We start from the raw sequence: 17564 nt of genomic DNA, 5'->3' as shown, positions 1-17564 counted from the left end.
TACACGTACGTCCATGACCCACTTCGACTTCTACTTCGATCCGGTGTGTCCCTTCGCGTGGGCCGCGTCGCGATGGCTGCTCGACCGCGCGACCGCCCATGATGCAGACGTCGACTGGCATCTCATGAGCCTGGCCATCCTCAACGAGGACGAGGAACCGGACTCCGACGAGCAGCGTCGCCGACTCGACACGGCTCGCCGCCTCGGGCGAGTGGTCGCGGCCTCCACCGAGAAGGCGGGTCCGGACGTGATCGAGCCGCTGTACTCGGCCCTCGGCAGGCGAATCCATCACGCGGGTGACGAGATGACGCCGAGTGTGGTCGCCGAGGTCCTGGCCGAGGCGGGACTCCCGGCGGAACTGGCCGACAGCATGGACGATGCCTCCTTCGACGACGCGGTGCGTGAGTCCCACGAGCGCAGCCAGGAAGCACTCGGCGAGGACGGCGGCAGTCCGATCGTCGGCATCGACGGCACGTACTTCTTCGGTCCGGTGCTCGCCGGCATCCCGACCGGCGACGAGGCGGAGACCCTCTACACCTCGCTCGTCGCCCTGGCGGGCACCTCGAGCTTCGCCCAGTTGAAGCGGCCTGCGGACCCGCCGACGTTCTCGTGATCAGCGGATCTCCAGGTCGACGCGCTCGTCGTAGAAGCAGATGAGGTCCCGTACCGGCTCCGCGTCGTGCAGCGGATCGGTGTAGGTCCATGCGACGTCGGGGATCACCTCGTCGCCGACGATCGCCGACCAGTACGTCGCCTGCCCCTTGTACGCGCAGACCGTGACGGTGTCGGAACGCTGGAGGACGTCCATCCGGACGTCTTCCCGCGGAATGTAGTGCCGGACCGGTAGGTGGGTCTCGAGAAGCAGCGTCGGGCGCCGGCTCTCGGCCAGCACGGTGTCGCCGATCCGCACGACGACGTGTCTGCTGGTGGGCAGGCAGTCGATGCGTTGGTAAGGGTCGTGCGCATGGCCCATCACGGTCTGCTCCTCCTCACGCCATTCGTCGAACGCGTCCCAGTCGAGCAGTACGTACCCGGCGAGATCGGGGTCGTCGAGCCGGAAGCCCGCTCCGGCGAGCGTCCGCCCGTCGGCAACGATGTCGTACGTCGCGCCCGATGCAGTGTGCAGCGCGAACGGGTGCGCCGGGGTCAGGATCGGCGGGTGCTCGGCGGGCGGCAGCGTCGGCGTGTGGTGTTCGAGCGGCCCGACGATGTCTGCGGACGGCACCGCGTAACACCCGACCACCCGATGTGGTTCCCACACCTGAATAGGCGCAGCGGAATCGACTACCACCTGGCCGTCGACGAAGGCGCGGACACGCCGGCGCATGTCCGTCCACCGCAGCAGACCCAACTGAGACTTCGTGACTTCATCCAGTGACGTGGCCATGGACCGATGGTCCTCCGGCTCCCGGTGATCCGCCAGGGGTCGTCATCGGTGACCGCTCTGCAATACGGCGGACGCGGATATCGGCTCCGACAGGTGCCACGATGAGAGGGTGGCCGACCCACCGCACCGCGAACCTCCCGAACGGCGATCGGGCGATGCCGACTGGAACAGGGCAGAACGCGACGAGACCGAGACACAACGCCTGGACCGCAACTGGAACTCCCTGCTCCAGGAGCTGCGCGTGGTGCAGATCGGAGTGCAGGTCCTGACCGGGTTTCTCCTCACGTTGCCGTTCCATGACGGCTTCGAAGAACTCGGCGGTGCCTTACGCGTCGTCTACCTGGTCACCGTCTCGTTCGCTGTCGGGGCGGCGATCCTGCTCGCCGCTCCGGTCGCGTTGCATCGCGCATTGTTCCGTCAGCATCAACTCGCACTGGTGGTCAACCGCGCGCACTATCTGTCTTTCGCCGGCCTGACTCTCCTCGGCCTGGCGCTGTCGGGTGCGATCACCGTCGTGTTCGGAGCCACCGCCGGGCCCGTGCCCCCGGTCGTCGCCGGCGTCTGCACGCTCGTCCTGTTCTCGATGGCCTGGATCGTCCTGCCGCTGACCGCCCGGGCGACGACCCCCTCTCCCGGCGACGACCGCCGTTGACAGTCCAGGCACCACGCAGGTAGGCAGACGAGGTGACCACTGCGCCGAGCTTCACCGAAACCCGCTTCGACGAAGTCACGGTGCTGGAGCCCGCCGGCGGCGGAGCCTTCCCCCGCGGCAACACGGTGGTGGCACACGGCTCCGAGGCGACGCTGGTCCTCGACCCGTCCCTCGACGTCGACCACGACCCGGTCGATGCGGACGCGGTCATGATCAGCCACGCGCACGAGGACCACATCGCCGGATTGCGACACTTCGACACCGCGAAGTTCGCGCATCACGACGAGGTCGGTGGGGTTCGCTCACTCCAGGTCCTACTCGACGGGTACGGGCTGACGCCGGAGGAACGCGCCGCAGTCGACGCCCAGATCGGCGACACCTTCGCGCTCACGCCCGGCTTCCCGGAGGCTCAAGGCATCGGCGACGGGCACGTCTTCGACCTCGGTGACGTCACCGCGACCGTCGTCCACCTCCCCGGCCACACCCGCGGACACTGCGGCGTTCTCGTCGAACCGACCGGCTTCTTCTACATCGCCGACATCGATCTCACATCGTTCGGCCCCATGTACGGCGACGTCGGCAGCAGCGTCGACGACTATCTCGCCTCCATCGCGCGTGTGCGCGAGGTCGACGCCCGGTGGTACGGAACGTTTCATCAGAAGGGAGTCGTGGAGGGCTCCAAGGACTTCCGCGAACGCTTGACTGCCTATGAGGGCGTCATCCACCGCCGCGAGGAACGTTTGCTGGAATTCCTGGACCGGCCCCGACAACTCCACGAGATCGTCGAGCACCGACTCGTCTACCGGCCGCACGTACAGATGCCGTTCGTCGACGCCGTCGAACGCCGTACCGCGCAGCTCCATCTCGAACGACTCACGCGCCACGGCCAGGTCACACGCACCGACGACGGTTCGTTCCATCGGACGTGACCTGCCCGACGGATTCAGCTCCCCTTCAACACCACGGGGCTACCGTCGCTGCGTGAGCACGATCAACGGACTGCCTCTTCACCCGCTACTGGTGCACCTCGTCGTGGTGCTGGTTCCGCTCAGCGCCCTCATGGCGATCGCCGCGGTGTGCTGGCCCGCCGCTCGTGCCCGCCTGGGGATCCTCACTCCCCTGGTGACTCTCGTCGCGCTCATCGCACTTCCGCTCACCACCAGTGCCGGGGAATCACTGGAAGAGCAGGTGGGCCCCAGCCCCGCGATCGAACGCCACGCCGGATTCGGCGAGCAGGTGATCTATTGGGTGGGTCCGCTGTTCGCGCTCGCCGTCCTCTGGTGGGCACTGCACGACGAGCGGTTCATGACTGCCCTTCATGCGAAAATCCCCGCCTCAGAAAAGCTCTCGCAGCGTGCAGTGGCAGTTGCGCTGGGGATCGCAACGGTCGTGGTGGCACTCGGTTCGGTGTACATCGTGTTCTTGGCCGGGGACACCGGCGCCAAGGCGGTCTGGTCCTGACACGCACGAACACGTGAATCACGTCGAGCCGGGCTATTCCGGGCAGATACTGGAACACATGCGTGTACTGGTCGTCGAGGACGATCCGCGGGCGACCGAGACCCTGCGTCGGACCCTGCAAGCCGAGGGCTGGACCGTCGACACCGCCGCCGACGGCGCCGAGGGTGTCGAATCCGCCTGCGCCCGAACCTACGACGTCATCGTCAGCGACATCATGATGCCGCGACTCAACGGCTACGAACTCGTTCGCGAACTGCGACATCGCGGTGTGTGGACCCCCGTTCTCATGCTGACCGCCAAGGACGGTGAGTACGACGAGGCGGACGCCTTCGACCTCGGCGCCGACGACTACCTGGTCAAACCGTTCTCCTTCGTCGTCCTGTCCGCCCGATTGCGCGCCCTCGCGCGCCGGGGCGCTCCGGAACGACCCACCGTCCTCCGGGCCGGGTCACTCTCACTCGATCCGGCGCGACGCGAGGTCCGACGTGGCGAGACACCCATCCGCCTGACCGCCCGAGAATTCGCGGTTCTCGAGTATCTGATGCGCCACAAGGGAAACGTCGTCAGCAAGACCGACATCCTGCGGGCGGTGTGGGACGAGCACTACCGCGGCGACGACAACATCGTCGAGGTGTACGTGGGCTATCTACGCCGGCACATCGACACACCTTTCGGGTGCCGCACGATCGAGACCGTCCGCGGCGCCGGCTACCGCCTCGCCGACAACGGCGGTGACCCGTCGGCATGATCGGCCCGGTGCGGTAACGACACCCCGATGGTGCAACCACCGCCGTCGGTGTCGAACACCGTCACGGTCCCATGATGTGCACGCACGATCTCGTCCACGATCGAGAGGCCGAGTCCGGTGCCGCCGCGGCGATCCCGTGAATCGTCGAGACGCACGAAGCGGTCGAAGACGCGTGCACGATCGTCCACGGGGATACCCGGACCGTCGTCGGCGACCCGCACCGTCACGCTCTCCGGGTCGACGACCATGGTCACCGACACGGCGGAATCGGCATGCCGGACGGCGTTGTCGCACAGGTTCCGCACGACGCGACCGAGCTGATCGCGGTCGCCCGCCACGCGCACCGGCAGCACGGTCGCCGAAATCTCCAGATCGGTGGTCAGATCGAGCCGGGTGACCTCGTCGTTCACGATGTCGTCGAGGTCGACCTCCTCGAGCGACGGTCGCAGCCCCGACTCGTCGGCGCGGGCCAGGAGAAGAAGGTCGTCGACGAGGTCGCGCAACCGTTGGGCCTCGGGCAGGAGAAGGGTGGACACCGTCTCGGAATCGATCGGATCACCTGTCCGGACCGCGAGTTCGAGCAATCCCAGGATCGTGACCAGCGGGCTCCGGAGTTCGTGCGAGGAGTCACCGACGAACCGGATCTGCTGCTCGCGAGCGAATGCCAGCGCATCCAGCATTTCGTTCATCGTCACTGCCAGGGTGGCGATCTCGTCGTCGGTGTCGGCCACCGGAACCCGGCGCGCCACACCTGTTCTCGAGATCTCGGCGACCTCGGTGCGAATCGCCTCGACCGGTCGCAGTGTGCGGCCGACGAGTTGGTAGGTCGTCGCTGCGGCCACGGCGAGAATGATCGGGAACACCACGCCCAGCACCCCGAAGACCGTCCACACCGTCGCGTGGATGTGGCCCTCACCCGCTCCGACGACAACGCTGAGCACCTCCCCGTCCGGTGTCGCCACACCCCGAACCGTGACGCGGAACTCCGTGTCGTCGCCGGGGAATGCCGCGTCGACCGCGGTGAGCCGCGCCCCGGCTTCGACCGGGGCCACGAGCGGCCGGACGCGCTGTCGCTCATGGCTCGCCGCGAGCACGGCCCCATCCGGGCCGATTATCTGCACGACGCCGATCGAGTCGGTCGGCTCCAACTCGGTCGGCTTTACCGCCGCGAGCCCGCCCTCAGCCAGCGCATCGGCGATGTCCTCACTGCGCGTCGACGTCGCCTCATCGACGGCATCGGTGAGAGAGCGGTAGACGACGATCAGCACCAGCCCACCGGCTATCGCCAAGGCCACGAACAGCGTTGCGACGCCGACGACCGTCAGCCGCAGGCGGACGCTCCGCCACCTGAACCGCTCCGACCAGGGATGTTGTCGCACCGTCGGATTCATCTCACCATCGACGAAGGCATCTGCTCACCTCCGCGAGCACCTGCTCGGTCCGCTCGGCCCCCAGCGCCAGAGTCGCACCGGTGACGCCGATCTCGAGTTCGCCGGTCGACGCCGGGCACCCCTCCACCTGCAGCAGCCAACGCGTGCGGCGCGGCGGGAACGCGTAGAGGGTTCCGCCCGATGACGGAGGTGCGATCACCGGAGACCAACCGAGCAAGACCGGCACCGGGAACAGACGGTCATCGTCGACGGTCCGGCCGGCGAGATCGAGTACGTCTTCCATCGGTGTCGTTGCCGCACGAATGCAATTGCGTCGCAGCGTGACCGAGGTCTCCCGATCGTCGCCCGCCGACAGCGGGGTGATGACGGCGAGCACGTGGTTCCCCACGACGTCCTCGGCGCCCGCCGGACGCTTGGACACCGTCGTGGCGGCCAGGACGCGGGACTGTCCGGTGATCTTCGCCAGCGCGGTGGCCACCACGTCTCCGAACGCCTCGAACGGCGTCATGTTCTCTGCTGCCGCGCGGCTCCGGAAACGACCGTAGGTGTCGGCGTCGATCAACCCCCGACGACGGATCGCGACATCGTTCGTCCACGACGCCGGTTCGACGCCGTCCCATCCGAAAGCCGAATCGCTCTGCTGTACAAGCAGTTCCTTCCAGAAATTGTGCAGCTCGAGGTCTTCTCCCTCGTCGTCTGCATTCGGCGTCTTCGTATGAGTGGGCCCGGAAGATGCGTGTTCCGTTGCCAGGGCTCCGCCCGTCATCAGCGTCTCGGCGTCTTGAGCGAGCACGCCGAGCGAGCGCCCGTCCACCGCGATGTGATGCAACACCGCGACGGCACCCATGACGACACCGTCCGGTCCCACGAGGAGCCGCACCGCGAGCGGCGGGGCGACCCGCACATCGAGGTCGGCCGCCATCGCTTTCGCCTCTGCCCGCAGACGCTCCCGGTCGGGCACTTCGGCAACGTCGATCCGGGTCACGACCGAGTCGACCGGAACGTCACCCGACGTCCGCCGAACCGGTCCCGTCGGGGTGTCCGGATACACCGAACGCAGGGCCGGATGCCGTTCGAGGAGAGCCCCGATCAGCGCCGAGGTCTCCCCCGCGCCGGGTCGCGCCCACGATGCGGGGACCCAGGCGACGCAGATCAGCTGCGCGAGCGGGTGGTCCGGTTCGCGCATCACGGTTCGCTCGGCAGGTGTCAGCGGACGTTCGACGGCATCGTCGTCGCCGGCGGGCTCGTCTCGCCCTTCGCGCACCTGCTGCGACGGCCCCGTCATCTGCTCGGCGAGCGATGCGAGGTCGGGCGCGGTCAACACGTCGTTCGGCTTGATCTCCGGGTGTCCCGCCTCCGCGAGTCTCCGAGCCACTCGCACGACGGCCAGCGAGTCGCCGCCCTGCTCCACGAAACCCAGTACGGGATCGACCGATTCGACGCCCAGGACTTCGCCGACCACTTCGAGCAACAGCGCTTCGTGTGGGCCGACCGCATCCCTCGACGGACCGTTCACCGGCAGTGGGAGGTCCCGCAGAGAAGCAAGGCTCAGCTTCCCGGTGGCGGCGCGCGGCATCTCGTCGAGGATGACGACCACGGCCGGCACCATGTACGACGGCAGCATTCGCGCCAGTTCCCGGCGGATCGCACTTCGGCGGGGTGGACGGGACATGTCGGCGGGAACCACGAAGGACACGATCCCGGGCCGTCCCGACGGCAGTTCACGGAATGTCGTCACACAGCGGCGGACTCCGGCGCAGCGGATGAGCGCGGCGTCGATCTCGCCGAGCTCGATCCGCAGGCCGCGCAACTTGACCTGTCCGTCTCGGCGTCCGAGTATCCGCAGGTCCCCGGCGTCGGTCCAGGTGGCGACGTCGCCGGTCCGGTACATCACCGGATCGTCGGAGATCGTGCAATCGACGAAGGCCTCGTCCGTCTGCGCCGGGTCGTCGAGATAGCCGTCCGCCAATTGCGTTCCCGCACAATGTAACGTGCCGAGCGCGCCGGGCGGCTGAGGCCGGCCGCGCCGATCCAGGACGGCTTCGGTCACCCCGACCATCGGCGGACCCACGGTGATCTCACCGTGCGGCGACAGCGGTCGGGAGATGTTGATGCTGCATCGGGTCTCGGTGGGGCCATAGGCATTACGCAGGGGGACACGTGCACTCCACATGTCCGCGAGTCGGCGAGGCAGTGCCTCACCGCCGACGATCACCTGGGTGAGCCCGTCCGCGAGATCGACCGGCAAGGTGTCGAGCACTGACGGAGTCATGATGAGGTGGGTGACGCCCTCTCGCCGGATCAGCTCGGCGAGAGGGTCGCCACCCTGGGTCGATGCGGGCGCGATGACCAGCGCTGCCCCGGTCACCACGGCCGACAGCATCTCGACGATGCCGGTGTCGAAGGTCGGTGACGAGACGTGCAGCAGACGCGACCGCGAGGTCAGCGCATACGTTTCCCGGATCTCGGCGACGAGGGCGGGGATTCCGCGGTGCGGCATGACCACACCCTTCGGATGCCCGGTGGAGCCAGAGGTGAACAGAAGGTATGCCGTGTCGTCGGGACCCGAGTCGAATCCCGGTGGGCGCCACTGATCGGCGCCGCCGAAAGTCGGTGCGGCGCAATCTCCTCCGCCATCGATCACCAACCATCGAATGCTGCCCTCCACGGTGACCCCCGGACCGCACAGTCCGACTCGCGCTCCGCAACGGGCAAGGAGCGCTTGAGTTCTCGCCTCGGGGGCAGCCGGATCGCCGAGGGGAACCCAGACACCGCCGGCCATCAGCACGGACCAGAACGCCACCACCGACGCGGCCGACCTCTCGACGGCCACCGCCACCGGGTCCCCGGCGCGCACGTCCGCAGCCGCGAGCTGACCCGCACCACGACGCACCCGCTCGGCGAGTTCCGCGCGCGACCACTCGATCTCGCCGTCGACGAGCGCAACAGCCGACGGGTCGGCCGCGCAGTACTCGGCGAACATCCTGGCCGTCGGGATGAACGGCGGCGCTGCCGGCCCGCGCCGGCGTCGGAAGCGATCCCACTCCCCTTCCACGAAGACGGCCTCGTCGGGAATCGTCACCCCGTCATCGATCTCGCGTGTCAACGCCGTCAGGTAGGTGTCGTATCGCGCGGCCAGCGTGTCCAGCGCCTCGACGTCGAAGGTCGCGGCCGGAGCCTCCCAGGTGACCGCGCGATGACCGGACTGATCGGCGGGGTGCATCGTGACCGCGACATCGGCGACAGGACCGGTGCGCATCACCTCGAGGCACCAGTGGAGGCCGTCGACGACGGGCGGCGAGAAGGCAGGCAAGAGGTTGACCACCACGCCGAAGGCCGCGGCTCGCCGGCGATCACGCAGCATGTCCTCCCGCGGGTAGAGCTGGTGTCGCAACGCGTCGATCACCGCCGACGCCACCGACCGGACCGCCTCCGCCGCCGGGAGGTCGCCGATCCCGTTCAGCGCCAGTGGCACGACGTTGGACAACGGCTGCACAGCGCATCGACGCACCGCCGACGTGCGCGCCGCGACCGGGAGTGCGAACCCCACGTCGGGGGTGTCGAGAAGTCGAGCGCACAGACCCGCCAACGCGGCGACGAGTTCCTCCGACGCCGCGGCTCGGGGGCTGGTCAGTCGCCGTGTCACGCGGGTGATCTCCGACGTCATCCGCGCGGACGAAGCCGACAGGAGCGACGGTTCATATCCGTCGAGAACGTCTTGCCAGTGTCGCGCATCGGATTCCCGGCGCCGCGAGTCCGCGTACCGGTTCTCGTCGTCCGCCAGCCGATCGGGGTCCGCCACGGGCAGATCGGCCGCAGCGACCAAACCGCCGTAGACATCAGCGACATGACTCATGACCCGCAACACCCCGGCGCCGTCGGTCAGCACGTGGTGGACACGTACCACCCACCGGTGCCGGTCGGTGGCCAGGCGGTGCAACTCGCTGCGGAACAACGGCATCGTGAGGTCTGCGCCGTCCGCGGCATCGATGAAATGCTGGGCGCGGCACTCACTTTCCGCGTCCGGATCGGCGGATCGGGAGAGATCGACAGGCACGACGGCGTCGATCGACGAATGGGCACGCCGGAGTGGTTCGGGGGCAATGCCATCCGACGGGCTCGACTCGGCCGGAGAGTATCCGGCCGGGATGTGTACGTCATTCCACCCGACGTGTTCGAGTATCGCGCGAGTAATTTCGACGAGGCGCGGAACGTCGAGGGGACCGCGAAGCGTGAGCCCGAATGCGACGACATGAGAGACGTCCGGTTGCAACACCTGGGACATCCACAGCGCACGTCGCATCGCCGTCATCGCCGGTCGTCCCCGAGTTCTTTCTCGACAGGCGATCGTCGGCGGTACTTCTCAGCCGGGTCCACATTCCGAACGTAGCCCCGCGAAGTTGAAAGGCGGCTGAAGGACAAGGTGGGCGGACTTCCCGGGCGACGCGGAGAAGGCCGGATCACGCCCCGAGGGCCCGGGCGAACATGGGCCACGACTCGTGCATCTGGTCCTGCCAGTAACCCCACGAATGTGTCCCGACCGCCGGGTAGCGCACGACGGCGGGGATTCGGAGAGCAGCAAGTCGCTGCGCCAGTGTGACCGTGCAGTTCCGCGCAACGGCCTCGTCGATGCCGCCGACGGTCACCTGGGCGGCAAGCTTGCCGATGTCGCCGCGGACGCTGCGGTCGCCCGGGTTGTCGTGACCGCCGGGCAGCCCGGTGGCTGCGCTGATCCACAACGCAGGGGTACGGCGAGCGAGCTTGTACGCGTTGATGACCGGGTCCTGAGCAGCCCATTCCGGATCGCCGGGAAGTCCGTACATGTTGGACGCATCGGCCCCGTAGGGAACCAGTGCCACGTTCCGCACCAGGAGTTGTCCGGCCGGCGTCGCGGTCTCGGCGCACCCCGAATAGGCGCCGACCGCGCGGTAGAGACCGGGGTGGTTCTCCGCGAGACGGATCACCGAGTTGCCGGACATCGAGATACCGGAGATCGCACGGGACCGCCCGAAGCTGTATCCGCCGTGCCTCCCTTCGAAGGTCGACGGCAGTTCCGAGGTCAGGAACGTCTCCCAGCGCAACGGCCGGGACGTCTTCACCTGGTAACGGAAATTGGCCGCCGGGTCCACGCGCCGCCAGTTCGCGTAGTAGCTGGCGGCGCCGCCGATCGGGGTGACGGTCCAGACGTTCTTGTTCGCATAGAAGGCGTTCGCATCGGTGGCGTGCGTCCAGTCGTCGTCCTCCTCGCCGCCCGACGATCCGTTCAGCATGTACATCACCGGCGCCGCCTGGTTGCCGTTCGCCGGCGTCTGCACCAGCAACGGGACCTGCGTCTGCATCGAGGGAGACCACACCGAGGCCACGAAATTGCGCGGCGACGTCCAGGTCTGACGATAAGGAGTCCCCGGGCTCGCCTGGGCGTACCGGACCCCGTCCAGGGTGCGGGCCTCCGCGGAACCGGCACCGCCGACGAGCAGCCCGACGACCAGGGCCACCACCGCGGAGATCGAGACGATGCCGGCAATTCCGGCCGGTGACCTGCGATTCATGCGAACACTCCCGGGTCGACGTGCGTCGAAGCAAGAGCTCGACGCTCCGTCAGCGTAGCCACGCCGAAGCCCGGGCCGGGGACACATTGGTCATCCGTCCAAGTACGCCCTGCTCACGGAGCGGACGGCGACAGCCCGTCACCGATGGCCTCGACTCCGCCGGGCCGAGCCGACGTACTACCGTTTGTCGGGTAACTCGACTCGGAGGTTTTACTGTGCAGAACATCGGCGTCATCGGCGGCGGCACCATGGGAGCGGGCATCGCGGAGGTGTGCGCGAAGTCCGGCAGCGATGTCGTCATCATCGAGGTCAAGCAGGAGTTCGCCGACGCCGCACGTGGGCGCGTCGAGAAGTCCCTGGCCCGCGCCGTCAGCAAGAACAAGCTCAGCCAGGACGACGCCGACGCCGCCCTCGGCCGCCTGCGCGTCAGCCTCGACTACGCCGACCTCGCCGATCGCGACCTGGTCATCGAGGCCGCACCCGAGAACGAGCAGCTCAAGCGCGATATCTTCGCCCGCCTCGACGAGGCCGTCGGCGAGAACACGATCCTGGCGACCAACACGTCGTCGATCCCGATCATCAAGGTCGCGACCGCCACCAAGCGTCCCGAGCGCGTCGTGGGTGTCCACTTCTTCAACCCGGTCCCGGTGATGCCGCTGGTCGAGATCATCTCGACGCTGGTCACCGCGCCGGAGACCGCCGACGCCGTCAGCGCGTACGTCAGGGACGTCCTCGGCAAGAACCCGGTCAACGCCGGCGACCGTTCGGGCTTCATCGTCAACGCCCTGCTCATTCCCTACCTGTGCCAGGCCATCCGGATGTACGACTCCGGCTACGCCTCGGCCGAGGACATCGACACCGCGATGAAGGGCGGCTGCGGCTACCCCATGGGCCCGCTGACGCTGGTCGACACCATCGGCCTCGACATCACCCTGGCAGCAGCCGAGTCCCTGTACGACGAGTTCGCCGAGCCGCATTTCGCGCCGCCGGCCCTGCTGCGCCGCATGGTCGACGCGGGTCATCTCGGCCGCAAGTCCGGACGCGGTTTCTACACCTACTGACCGCTTCGAATAAACCGGTCGCTTCGGGATAACCCGGGCAGAACGCCCTCGGCACGACGCACATCCGCGTCGGATCGAGGGCGTTTTGCCGCCTTGGAGTAGTTCACCCCAAGGGCCCCCATTCGGTGTGATCCACTTCACTAAGGCTGTAAACATCTGGGGTGCAACAACTCTGGACACTGAAACACCGCCGATATCGAGAGGCGGGTTACACACCAGACCGTCGTGGCAACACTCGGGTTGTACGCCATCCCCAGAGAAGGGAGCGAGACCCATGACCGTTTCGACCACCACCGTCCATCAGCAACTTCGTGCAATCCTCGCGATGACCCACACCGAGATCCAGATCGCCGAGACGCGTCAGGCCCAGGCCCGGACCGACGCGATCCGCAAGGAGCTCTCCCAGAACGCCGACAACGCCCGGAAGCGCGCCGAGGCGATCGAGGCCGCACTCCGCGAACGCGGCGGGCTCGTCGACGTGATCCGCCCCGCGCTGGGCCGTGTCGGCGCGTTCGCCAAGACCGTCGCCGAACAGACCCAGCCACTCGACGAGGCACTGCTCGACGACCTCGCCCTCGAGCAGCGGCTACTCGCCCGCTCGACCTATCTCAAGGCCCTGGCGACCGGCCAGGAGGACAAGGCGCTCGTCGACCTCGCCGACCGGCTGATCGTCGCCCACACCGCGACGGTCGACTGGCTGACCACGGTTCTGGCCGAGGAAGCGCTCGGCGGACCGACGGCGCTACGCCGGGGCCCGACCCAGTGGGCCGGCGGCCTCGCGGCACGTGCCCTCACCGCACCGGCGATCGGCGCGTCGTGGGCCATCGACCGGACCGCCGACCTCGCTCGGCAGATCCCCGACCCGATCACGTTGGTACGCAGCCGGTTTGCGAGCGCTGTCGACGATGCGGCCGACGCCGCCTCGCGTGCCGGTGACGCGATCGAGCACGCCGGCACCGCCGTCTCGAAGACCGTGGCCGCCGGTCGCGACGCCGCTCTCGAAGCAGTCGAGGACAGCGCCCGCGACAACGGTGCGAAGCGTGCCGCGGATGCGCTCCACCAGCTCCGTGAGATCACCGGAACCGTCGACGCCGAGGACCTGCCGATCGACGGCTACGTCGATCTCAACGTCGGCGATGCCGTCGCCGCGGTCAAGGAACTGACGACGCCGGCCGACCTGCGCGTGACCCTCGCCTATGAGGAGACCCACAAGAACCGGCAGCGGGTCGTCTCGGCCATCGAGATCCGATTCGCCGAACTCGCCAAGGAACTGGTCGGCACCGACAGCTGATCTGGAGTACCGGCCACCACCGACGGCCGCCATCCCACCCGGATGACGGCCGTCGTCGTGCGCCGTCACCCTGATCCGGCCCGACAGACCGTTGACACCGGACCCGCCGGTCTGACAAATTGATCACAGCCGTTGTCACATTGTGTGGCACGCGCAGAGCCGACCGGGGGGCCGATGTCTCAGCAGAAACGCAAGATGACGCGAGTCGAGATGGACAACATCGACAGCAGCTTCTTCGCGAGATCCCTGCTGTCGATGGGGCAGACGATGAGCACGACCAACGTGATCATGCAGCTCGCCAACCCGGCCGTCGGCTATGGCGTCGCTCGGAGCAAGGTCGAGAACGGACGCCTCGACAAGCATCCCGTGAAGCGGGCCCGCACCACCGCGTCGTACCTCGCGGTCGCCGCGATGGGCAATGCCGATGACAGACGACGCTATCGCCAGGCCGTCAACGGCCAGCACGCCCAGGTGCGGTCGGACTCCGACAGCCCGGTCGAATACAACGCGATGAACCCGGACCTCCAGCTGTGGGTCGCCGCCTGCCTGTACTTCGGGTGGGAGGACATCTACGAGCGCGTGCACGGTCCGCTGCAGGGCGCCGAGCGCGAGGAGTTCTACCAGCAGGGCAAGGTGTGCGGCACGACGCTGCAGATGCCCGCCGAGGCGTGGCCGGAGAACCGCGAGGCCTTCGACGAGTACTGGGACTCCCAGGTCGCCCGCATCGACATCAGCGACGAGATCCGGGACTTCCTCCTCGACATCGCCAATTTCGGCTACGCACCCCGGTCGATCCAGGATCGCTACGGTCCGGTCAAGCTCCGACGGACGATCGGCTACCTCCCCGAACCGTTCCGCAAGGCACTGCGCGTCGAATGGACCGACGAGGACCAGAAGTGGTTCGACGGATACGTCGCCGAACTGGTCGAGGCCGAGCGCCGCAAACCACTCTGGTTGTCGCAGATCGGTTTTCACATCCTGCTGCGCGACGTCCGCCTGCGTTGCCGGCTCGGCCGTCCGCTCGTCTGAGTCCACGGATCCGGTCAGCGAAGATCCGCCAAACCGCAGGTCAACGACGTCGCGGCAACGTACGGTCACCCGATGACCCTCCGCTTCCGCACCACGGCCGTCGGCACCCTTGCCGCCGCCATACTCCTCACACCAGCGCTGCTGAGTCCGGCCACCGCGACCGCGACTCCCTCATCGGGCGTCTCGGCGACCACCCTTGCCGAGGCCGACATCCCCGCCGGACTCCTGCCGTTCGTCCCGCAGGGCGTGCACGTCGAGGTCCGCGAGATCACCATCGCCCCCGAGGGCACCACCGGCTGGCACTACCACGACGCCCAGATCTACGCCCTCGTCCGGCAGGGCACGCTCACCCACCCGGGTGCGGACTGCAAACCCGTCGTCTACCGGGCCGGCGAGATCATCGAAGAACCCGCGGGCAAGGTGAACACCCACGAGGGCACCAACCTCGGCACCGTTCCGGTGATCCTCGACGTCCTGTACCTGATGCCACCCGGCAAGCCGCTGTCGGAGGACGCCGACGCACCGGCGTGCGCGCAGCCGTAGAGTCCCGATGCGCCGTGTTCAACCGGCCGGGCGAGCGGCCGCTTCGACGATGATGTGCGCGAGGTCGCCGGGGCGGCTCCACATGGGCCAGTGCCCGGTCGGGAGGTCGACGAAGTCGGCCCGGTCGAGCCGCGAGACCTCGGCGAACATCGGGTGGCCAGCGTCGGCCAGTTCCCTTATCCGCACCTGCGGGATCGAGCAGCACACCAGAGTGGCCGGGACGGCCGGCCGCGCATCGTTGGTGAGCTCCACCCGCTGCCGGAGCACGGGCCCGGGTTCCGGCACGGCCCTGGTCCGGAATCGCCGGAGCGCCTCGGCGCTCAGCCCCTCGAGGCTCGCCTGCTCTCCCAGTACGTCGAAGGGCGGCAGGGGGAACTCGTCCAGATCCTCCGGCGCATCCGGGGCGAAGACACTCCCCGACGCGACGGGTCCGCTGTCGACCCACACCACGCGTCGTATGAGGTCGGGCCGCTGATCGAGCACCAGACTCACCGGCGCGTTGGCCCCGCTGTGGACCACGACGACCGCCGGCTCGGTATCGGAAGCCCCCGCTCGGATGAGCGTCTCCCTGATCGCCTTCGCCTGGTCGTCGAGCGTCCTGGAGGCCCGCGCGGAGTCACGCTCGTCGAGGCCGGGAAGCGTCATCGGAGTGGCTCGCCGACCGTCCGCGGTCAGGTGTTGCAGTACCTCGTCCCATGCCCATGCCCCCAGCCAGTGCCCGGCGATCAGGATGATGGGTGGGTTGCTCTCATTCGTCGTCACAGCACGATGCTCCCAAGCTTTCAGGACAACTCCTGTCACCATTCCCGGACGGCCGTAGACTGCCGGTTCATGCACCGTGGCGTCGTCCTGGTCCTGTCCGTGCTCCTGGCCGTCGCGGGCGTCGCCCTGCCCGCTCCGGGTGCGGCTCATGCCGACACCGCGCTGGTCTCGGCCCGCTCGGCGGTGTTCGGCGCCCACAACGTCGACCAGACAACGGGCGCGGTGCGCGACGATCGCGTCATCTTCTCCTGGTTCGGCGTCTCGAGCTTCGCGGCCGCCATGGCGGGCAAGGTGTTCCTCACCGATGCTTGGGTGCCCAATGTGTACAGCCGCCACGTCCCGACGACGCGTGAACAGATCGCTGCCGTCAAGCCATCGCACATCCTGATCGGGCACGGCCACTTCGACCACGCCGCGGATGCCGCCGACATCGCCCGGGCATCCGGCGCCCGACTGGTCGGTTCGGCCGGTCACTGCGCCTTCTTCCGCCGGTCCGCGCCCGGCGTCGCCTGCGACGTGGTGGCCGCCACCGGCGCACGCCCCGGCAGCACCCGGCCCTACCGCGGGATTCCCGGGATCGCGATCACCGCGATGACCAACATCCATTCGACCCTGAAGGCACCCACCGGCCAGCATCCCCCGCTCCTGCCCATCCCGCCGAGCGACCGCCTCCTCACCGACCCGCCGCACGCCGACGAACTCGGACGGCTCGCGGGGCATCTCGACGACCCGGAGGGCGGCGCGGTCCTCTACGCGTTCGAGGTCGGCGGCCGGCGGATCGTCTGGAACGACTCGGTCGGTCCGGTCGGCCAGGATCCCGGCGGACCGGCGATCGTGGCCGGCCTCCGCGCCTTCGGCCCGGTCGACCTGCACGTCGGCTCCATCCAGGGCTTCAACGAGATCACCAACGGTCTGGGCGATCCGCTGCGTTACATCGACGCGTTGCGACCGAAAGTCTTTGTGCCCAATCATCACGACGACTGGTTCCCGGTGATCGCGACCCCCGCCGTCAATCGCGAACGAGCCTTCTTCGACGCGCTGGCGACGATCGACGCGCGACCCGAGGTCCGCTATCTCCGCGACCCGCAGGACTACCTGCGCCCGGACCGCATCACACTCACTCTGAACTGACCCGCGGAAACCGGCTGTTCCCATGAAGTTTTGATCAGATCCAGAAAAACGACGTGAACACGTAGGCGGTGTGCCTATGGTGGGTGACGTGGCATCGACATCGGACTATGCCCAGCAGCTCCGGGCCGCAGACCTCCGCGTCACCCAACCACGGGTGACGGTCATGCATGCCGTTGACGAACATCCCCACAGCGACACCGAGACCATCTTTGGCATCGTCCGCCAGACGCTGCCGAACGTGTCCCGTCAGGCCGTCTACGACGTACTGCGAGCACTGACCGACACCGGCCTGATCCGGCGGATTCAGCCGTCGGGTTCGTTGTCGCTCTACGAGTTCCGCACCGGCGACAACCATCACCACGTTGTCTGCAGGTCTTGCGGAACCGTCGAGGACGTCGACTGCGCAATCGGTGAGGCACCGTGCCTCACCGCCTCCCACGACCACGGTTACGTCCTCGACGAGGCCGAGATCATCTACTGGGGACTCTGCCCGGACTGCATCAGTACAGCCCCGACCTGATCACATCCGTGATCGCAGCCCAACCGGTTTCATCATCGA

At 68.0% G+C, this 17564-nt stretch carries 16 protein-coding genes; 11 read left to right on the top strand and 5 right to left on the bottom strand.

Annotated features, from left to right (window positions below; translation table 11 throughout):
- Positions 1-13 precede the first annotated feature (13 nt).
- A complete protein-coding gene (locus BLU62_RS28260; protein WP_074853785.1) occupies positions 14-613 on the top strand; it encodes a mycothiol-dependent nitroreductase Rv2466c family protein in 600 nt (199 codons plus the stop codon).
- On the opposite strand, the gene BLU62_RS28255 is transcribed toward BLU62_RS28260, so the two are convergent.
- Complete coding sequence (locus tag BLU62_RS28255) at positions 614-1387, bottom strand: DUF427 domain-containing protein (RefSeq protein WP_074853783.1); 774 nt, start codon at positions 1385-1387, stop codon at positions 614-616.
- A 109-nt stretch (positions 1388-1496) separates the two neighbouring features.
- On the opposite strand from BLU62_RS28255, the gene BLU62_RS28250 reads away from it, so the two are divergent.
- From BLU62_RS28250 to BLU62_RS28235, 4 genes are read left to right on the top strand one after another with little or no spacing between them, the layout of a single operon-like run.
- The gene (locus BLU62_RS28250; protein ID WP_074853781.1) at positions 1497-2039 is read left to right on the top strand and encodes a DUF6328 family protein; all 543 of its coding nucleotides are present in this window, start codon (positions 1497-1499) and stop codon (positions 2037-2039) included.
- 32 nt (positions 2040-2071) lie between these two features.
- Positions 2072-2968: an MBL fold metallo-hydrolase gene (locus BLU62_RS28245; RefSeq protein ID WP_074853779.1), complete on the top strand. Its 897-nt coding sequence runs from the start codon at positions 2072-2074 to the stop codon at positions 2966-2968.
- A 52-nt stretch (positions 2969-3020) separates the two neighbouring features.
- Positions 3021-3500, top strand: a complete 480-nt coding sequence (locus tag BLU62_RS28240) for a DUF2231 domain-containing protein (RefSeq protein ID WP_074853777.1) — start codon at positions 3021-3023, stop codon at positions 3498-3500.
- 58 nt (positions 3501-3558) lie between these two features.
- Positions 3559-4248, top strand: coding sequence for a response regulator transcription factor (locus BLU62_RS28235; protein WP_074854297.1), 690 nt, complete (start codon positions 3559-3561; stop codon positions 4246-4248).
- Here the strand turns inward: BLU62_RS28235 and BLU62_RS28230 are convergent.
- From BLU62_RS28230 to BLU62_RS28220, 3 genes are all read right to left on the bottom strand, one after another.
- Positions 4209-5639 carry a sensor histidine kinase gene (locus BLU62_RS28230; RefSeq protein WP_074853775.1) on the bottom strand — a complete coding sequence of 477 codons (1431 nt, stop codon included), beginning with the start codon at positions 5637-5639 and terminating at the stop codon, positions 4209-4211. The genes BLU62_RS28235 and BLU62_RS28230 overlap by 40 nt on opposite strands.
- A 1-nt stretch (position 5640) precedes the next feature.
- Positions 5641-9924: a non-ribosomal peptide synthetase gene (locus BLU62_RS28225; protein WP_074854296.1), complete on the bottom strand. Its 4284-nt coding sequence runs from the start codon at positions 9922-9924 to the stop codon at positions 5641-5643.
- A 175-nt stretch (positions 9925-10099) separates the two neighbouring features.
- On the bottom strand, positions 10100-11188 hold the full coding sequence (locus tag BLU62_RS28220) for an alpha/beta hydrolase (RefSeq protein ID WP_074853774.1): 1089 nt from the start codon (positions 11186-11188) through the stop codon (positions 10100-10102).
- A gap of 215 nt (positions 11189-11403) precedes the next feature.
- On the opposite strand from BLU62_RS28220, the gene BLU62_RS28215 reads away from it, so the two are divergent.
- From BLU62_RS28215 to BLU62_RS28200, 4 genes are all read left to right on the top strand, one after another.
- Entirely contained in the window at positions 11404-12249 is an 846-nt protein-coding gene (locus BLU62_RS28215; protein ID WP_074853772.1) for a 3-hydroxybutyryl-CoA dehydrogenase, read from the top strand.
- Between the two features lie 274 nt (positions 12250-12523).
- Positions 12524-13540 (top strand): hypothetical protein, encoded by a 1017-nt coding sequence (locus tag BLU62_RS28210; protein WP_074853770.1) that lies wholly within the window; start codon positions 12524-12526, stop codon positions 13538-13540.
- A 195-nt stretch (positions 13541-13735) separates the two neighbouring features.
- Positions 13736-14569 carry an oxygenase MpaB family protein gene (locus BLU62_RS28205; RefSeq protein ID WP_425284622.1) on the top strand — a complete coding sequence of 278 codons (834 nt, stop codon included), beginning with the start codon at positions 13736-13738 and terminating at the stop codon, positions 14567-14569.
- Between the two features lie 72 nt (positions 14570-14641).
- Positions 14642-15112, top strand: coding sequence for a cupin domain-containing protein (locus BLU62_RS28200; RefSeq protein WP_074853766.1), 471 nt, complete (start codon positions 14642-14644; stop codon positions 15110-15112).
- An 18-nt stretch (positions 15113-15130) separates the two neighbouring features.
- Here the strand turns inward: BLU62_RS28200 and BLU62_RS28195 are convergent, their stop codons facing one another.
- Positions 15131-15874 (bottom strand): alpha/beta fold hydrolase, encoded by a 744-nt coding sequence (locus BLU62_RS28195; protein ID WP_074853763.1) that lies wholly within the window; start codon positions 15872-15874, stop codon positions 15131-15133.
- Positions 15875-15943: 69 nt separating this feature from the next.
- Here BLU62_RS28195 and BLU62_RS28190 point away from each other — a divergent pair, with 69 nt between their 5' ends.
- Positions 15944-17005, top strand: coding sequence for an MBL fold metallo-hydrolase (locus BLU62_RS28190; RefSeq protein ID WP_074853761.1), 1062 nt, complete (start codon positions 15944-15946; stop codon positions 17003-17005).
- Positions 17006-17093: 88 nt separating this feature from the next.
- A complete protein-coding gene (locus tag BLU62_RS28185) occupies positions 17094-17525 on the top strand; it encodes a Fur family transcriptional regulator (protein ID WP_208863709.1) in 432 nt (143 codons plus the stop codon).
- Positions 17526-17564 lie beyond the last annotated feature (39 nt).

Source organism: Gordonia westfalica, from assembly GCF_900105725.1.
GTDB lineage: Bacteria > Actinomycetota > Actinomycetes > Mycobacteriales > Mycobacteriaceae > Gordonia > Gordonia westfalica.
The sequence above is the reverse complement of the archived record's forward strand: the minus strand, read 5'-3'. Positions and strand labels throughout refer to the sequence as shown.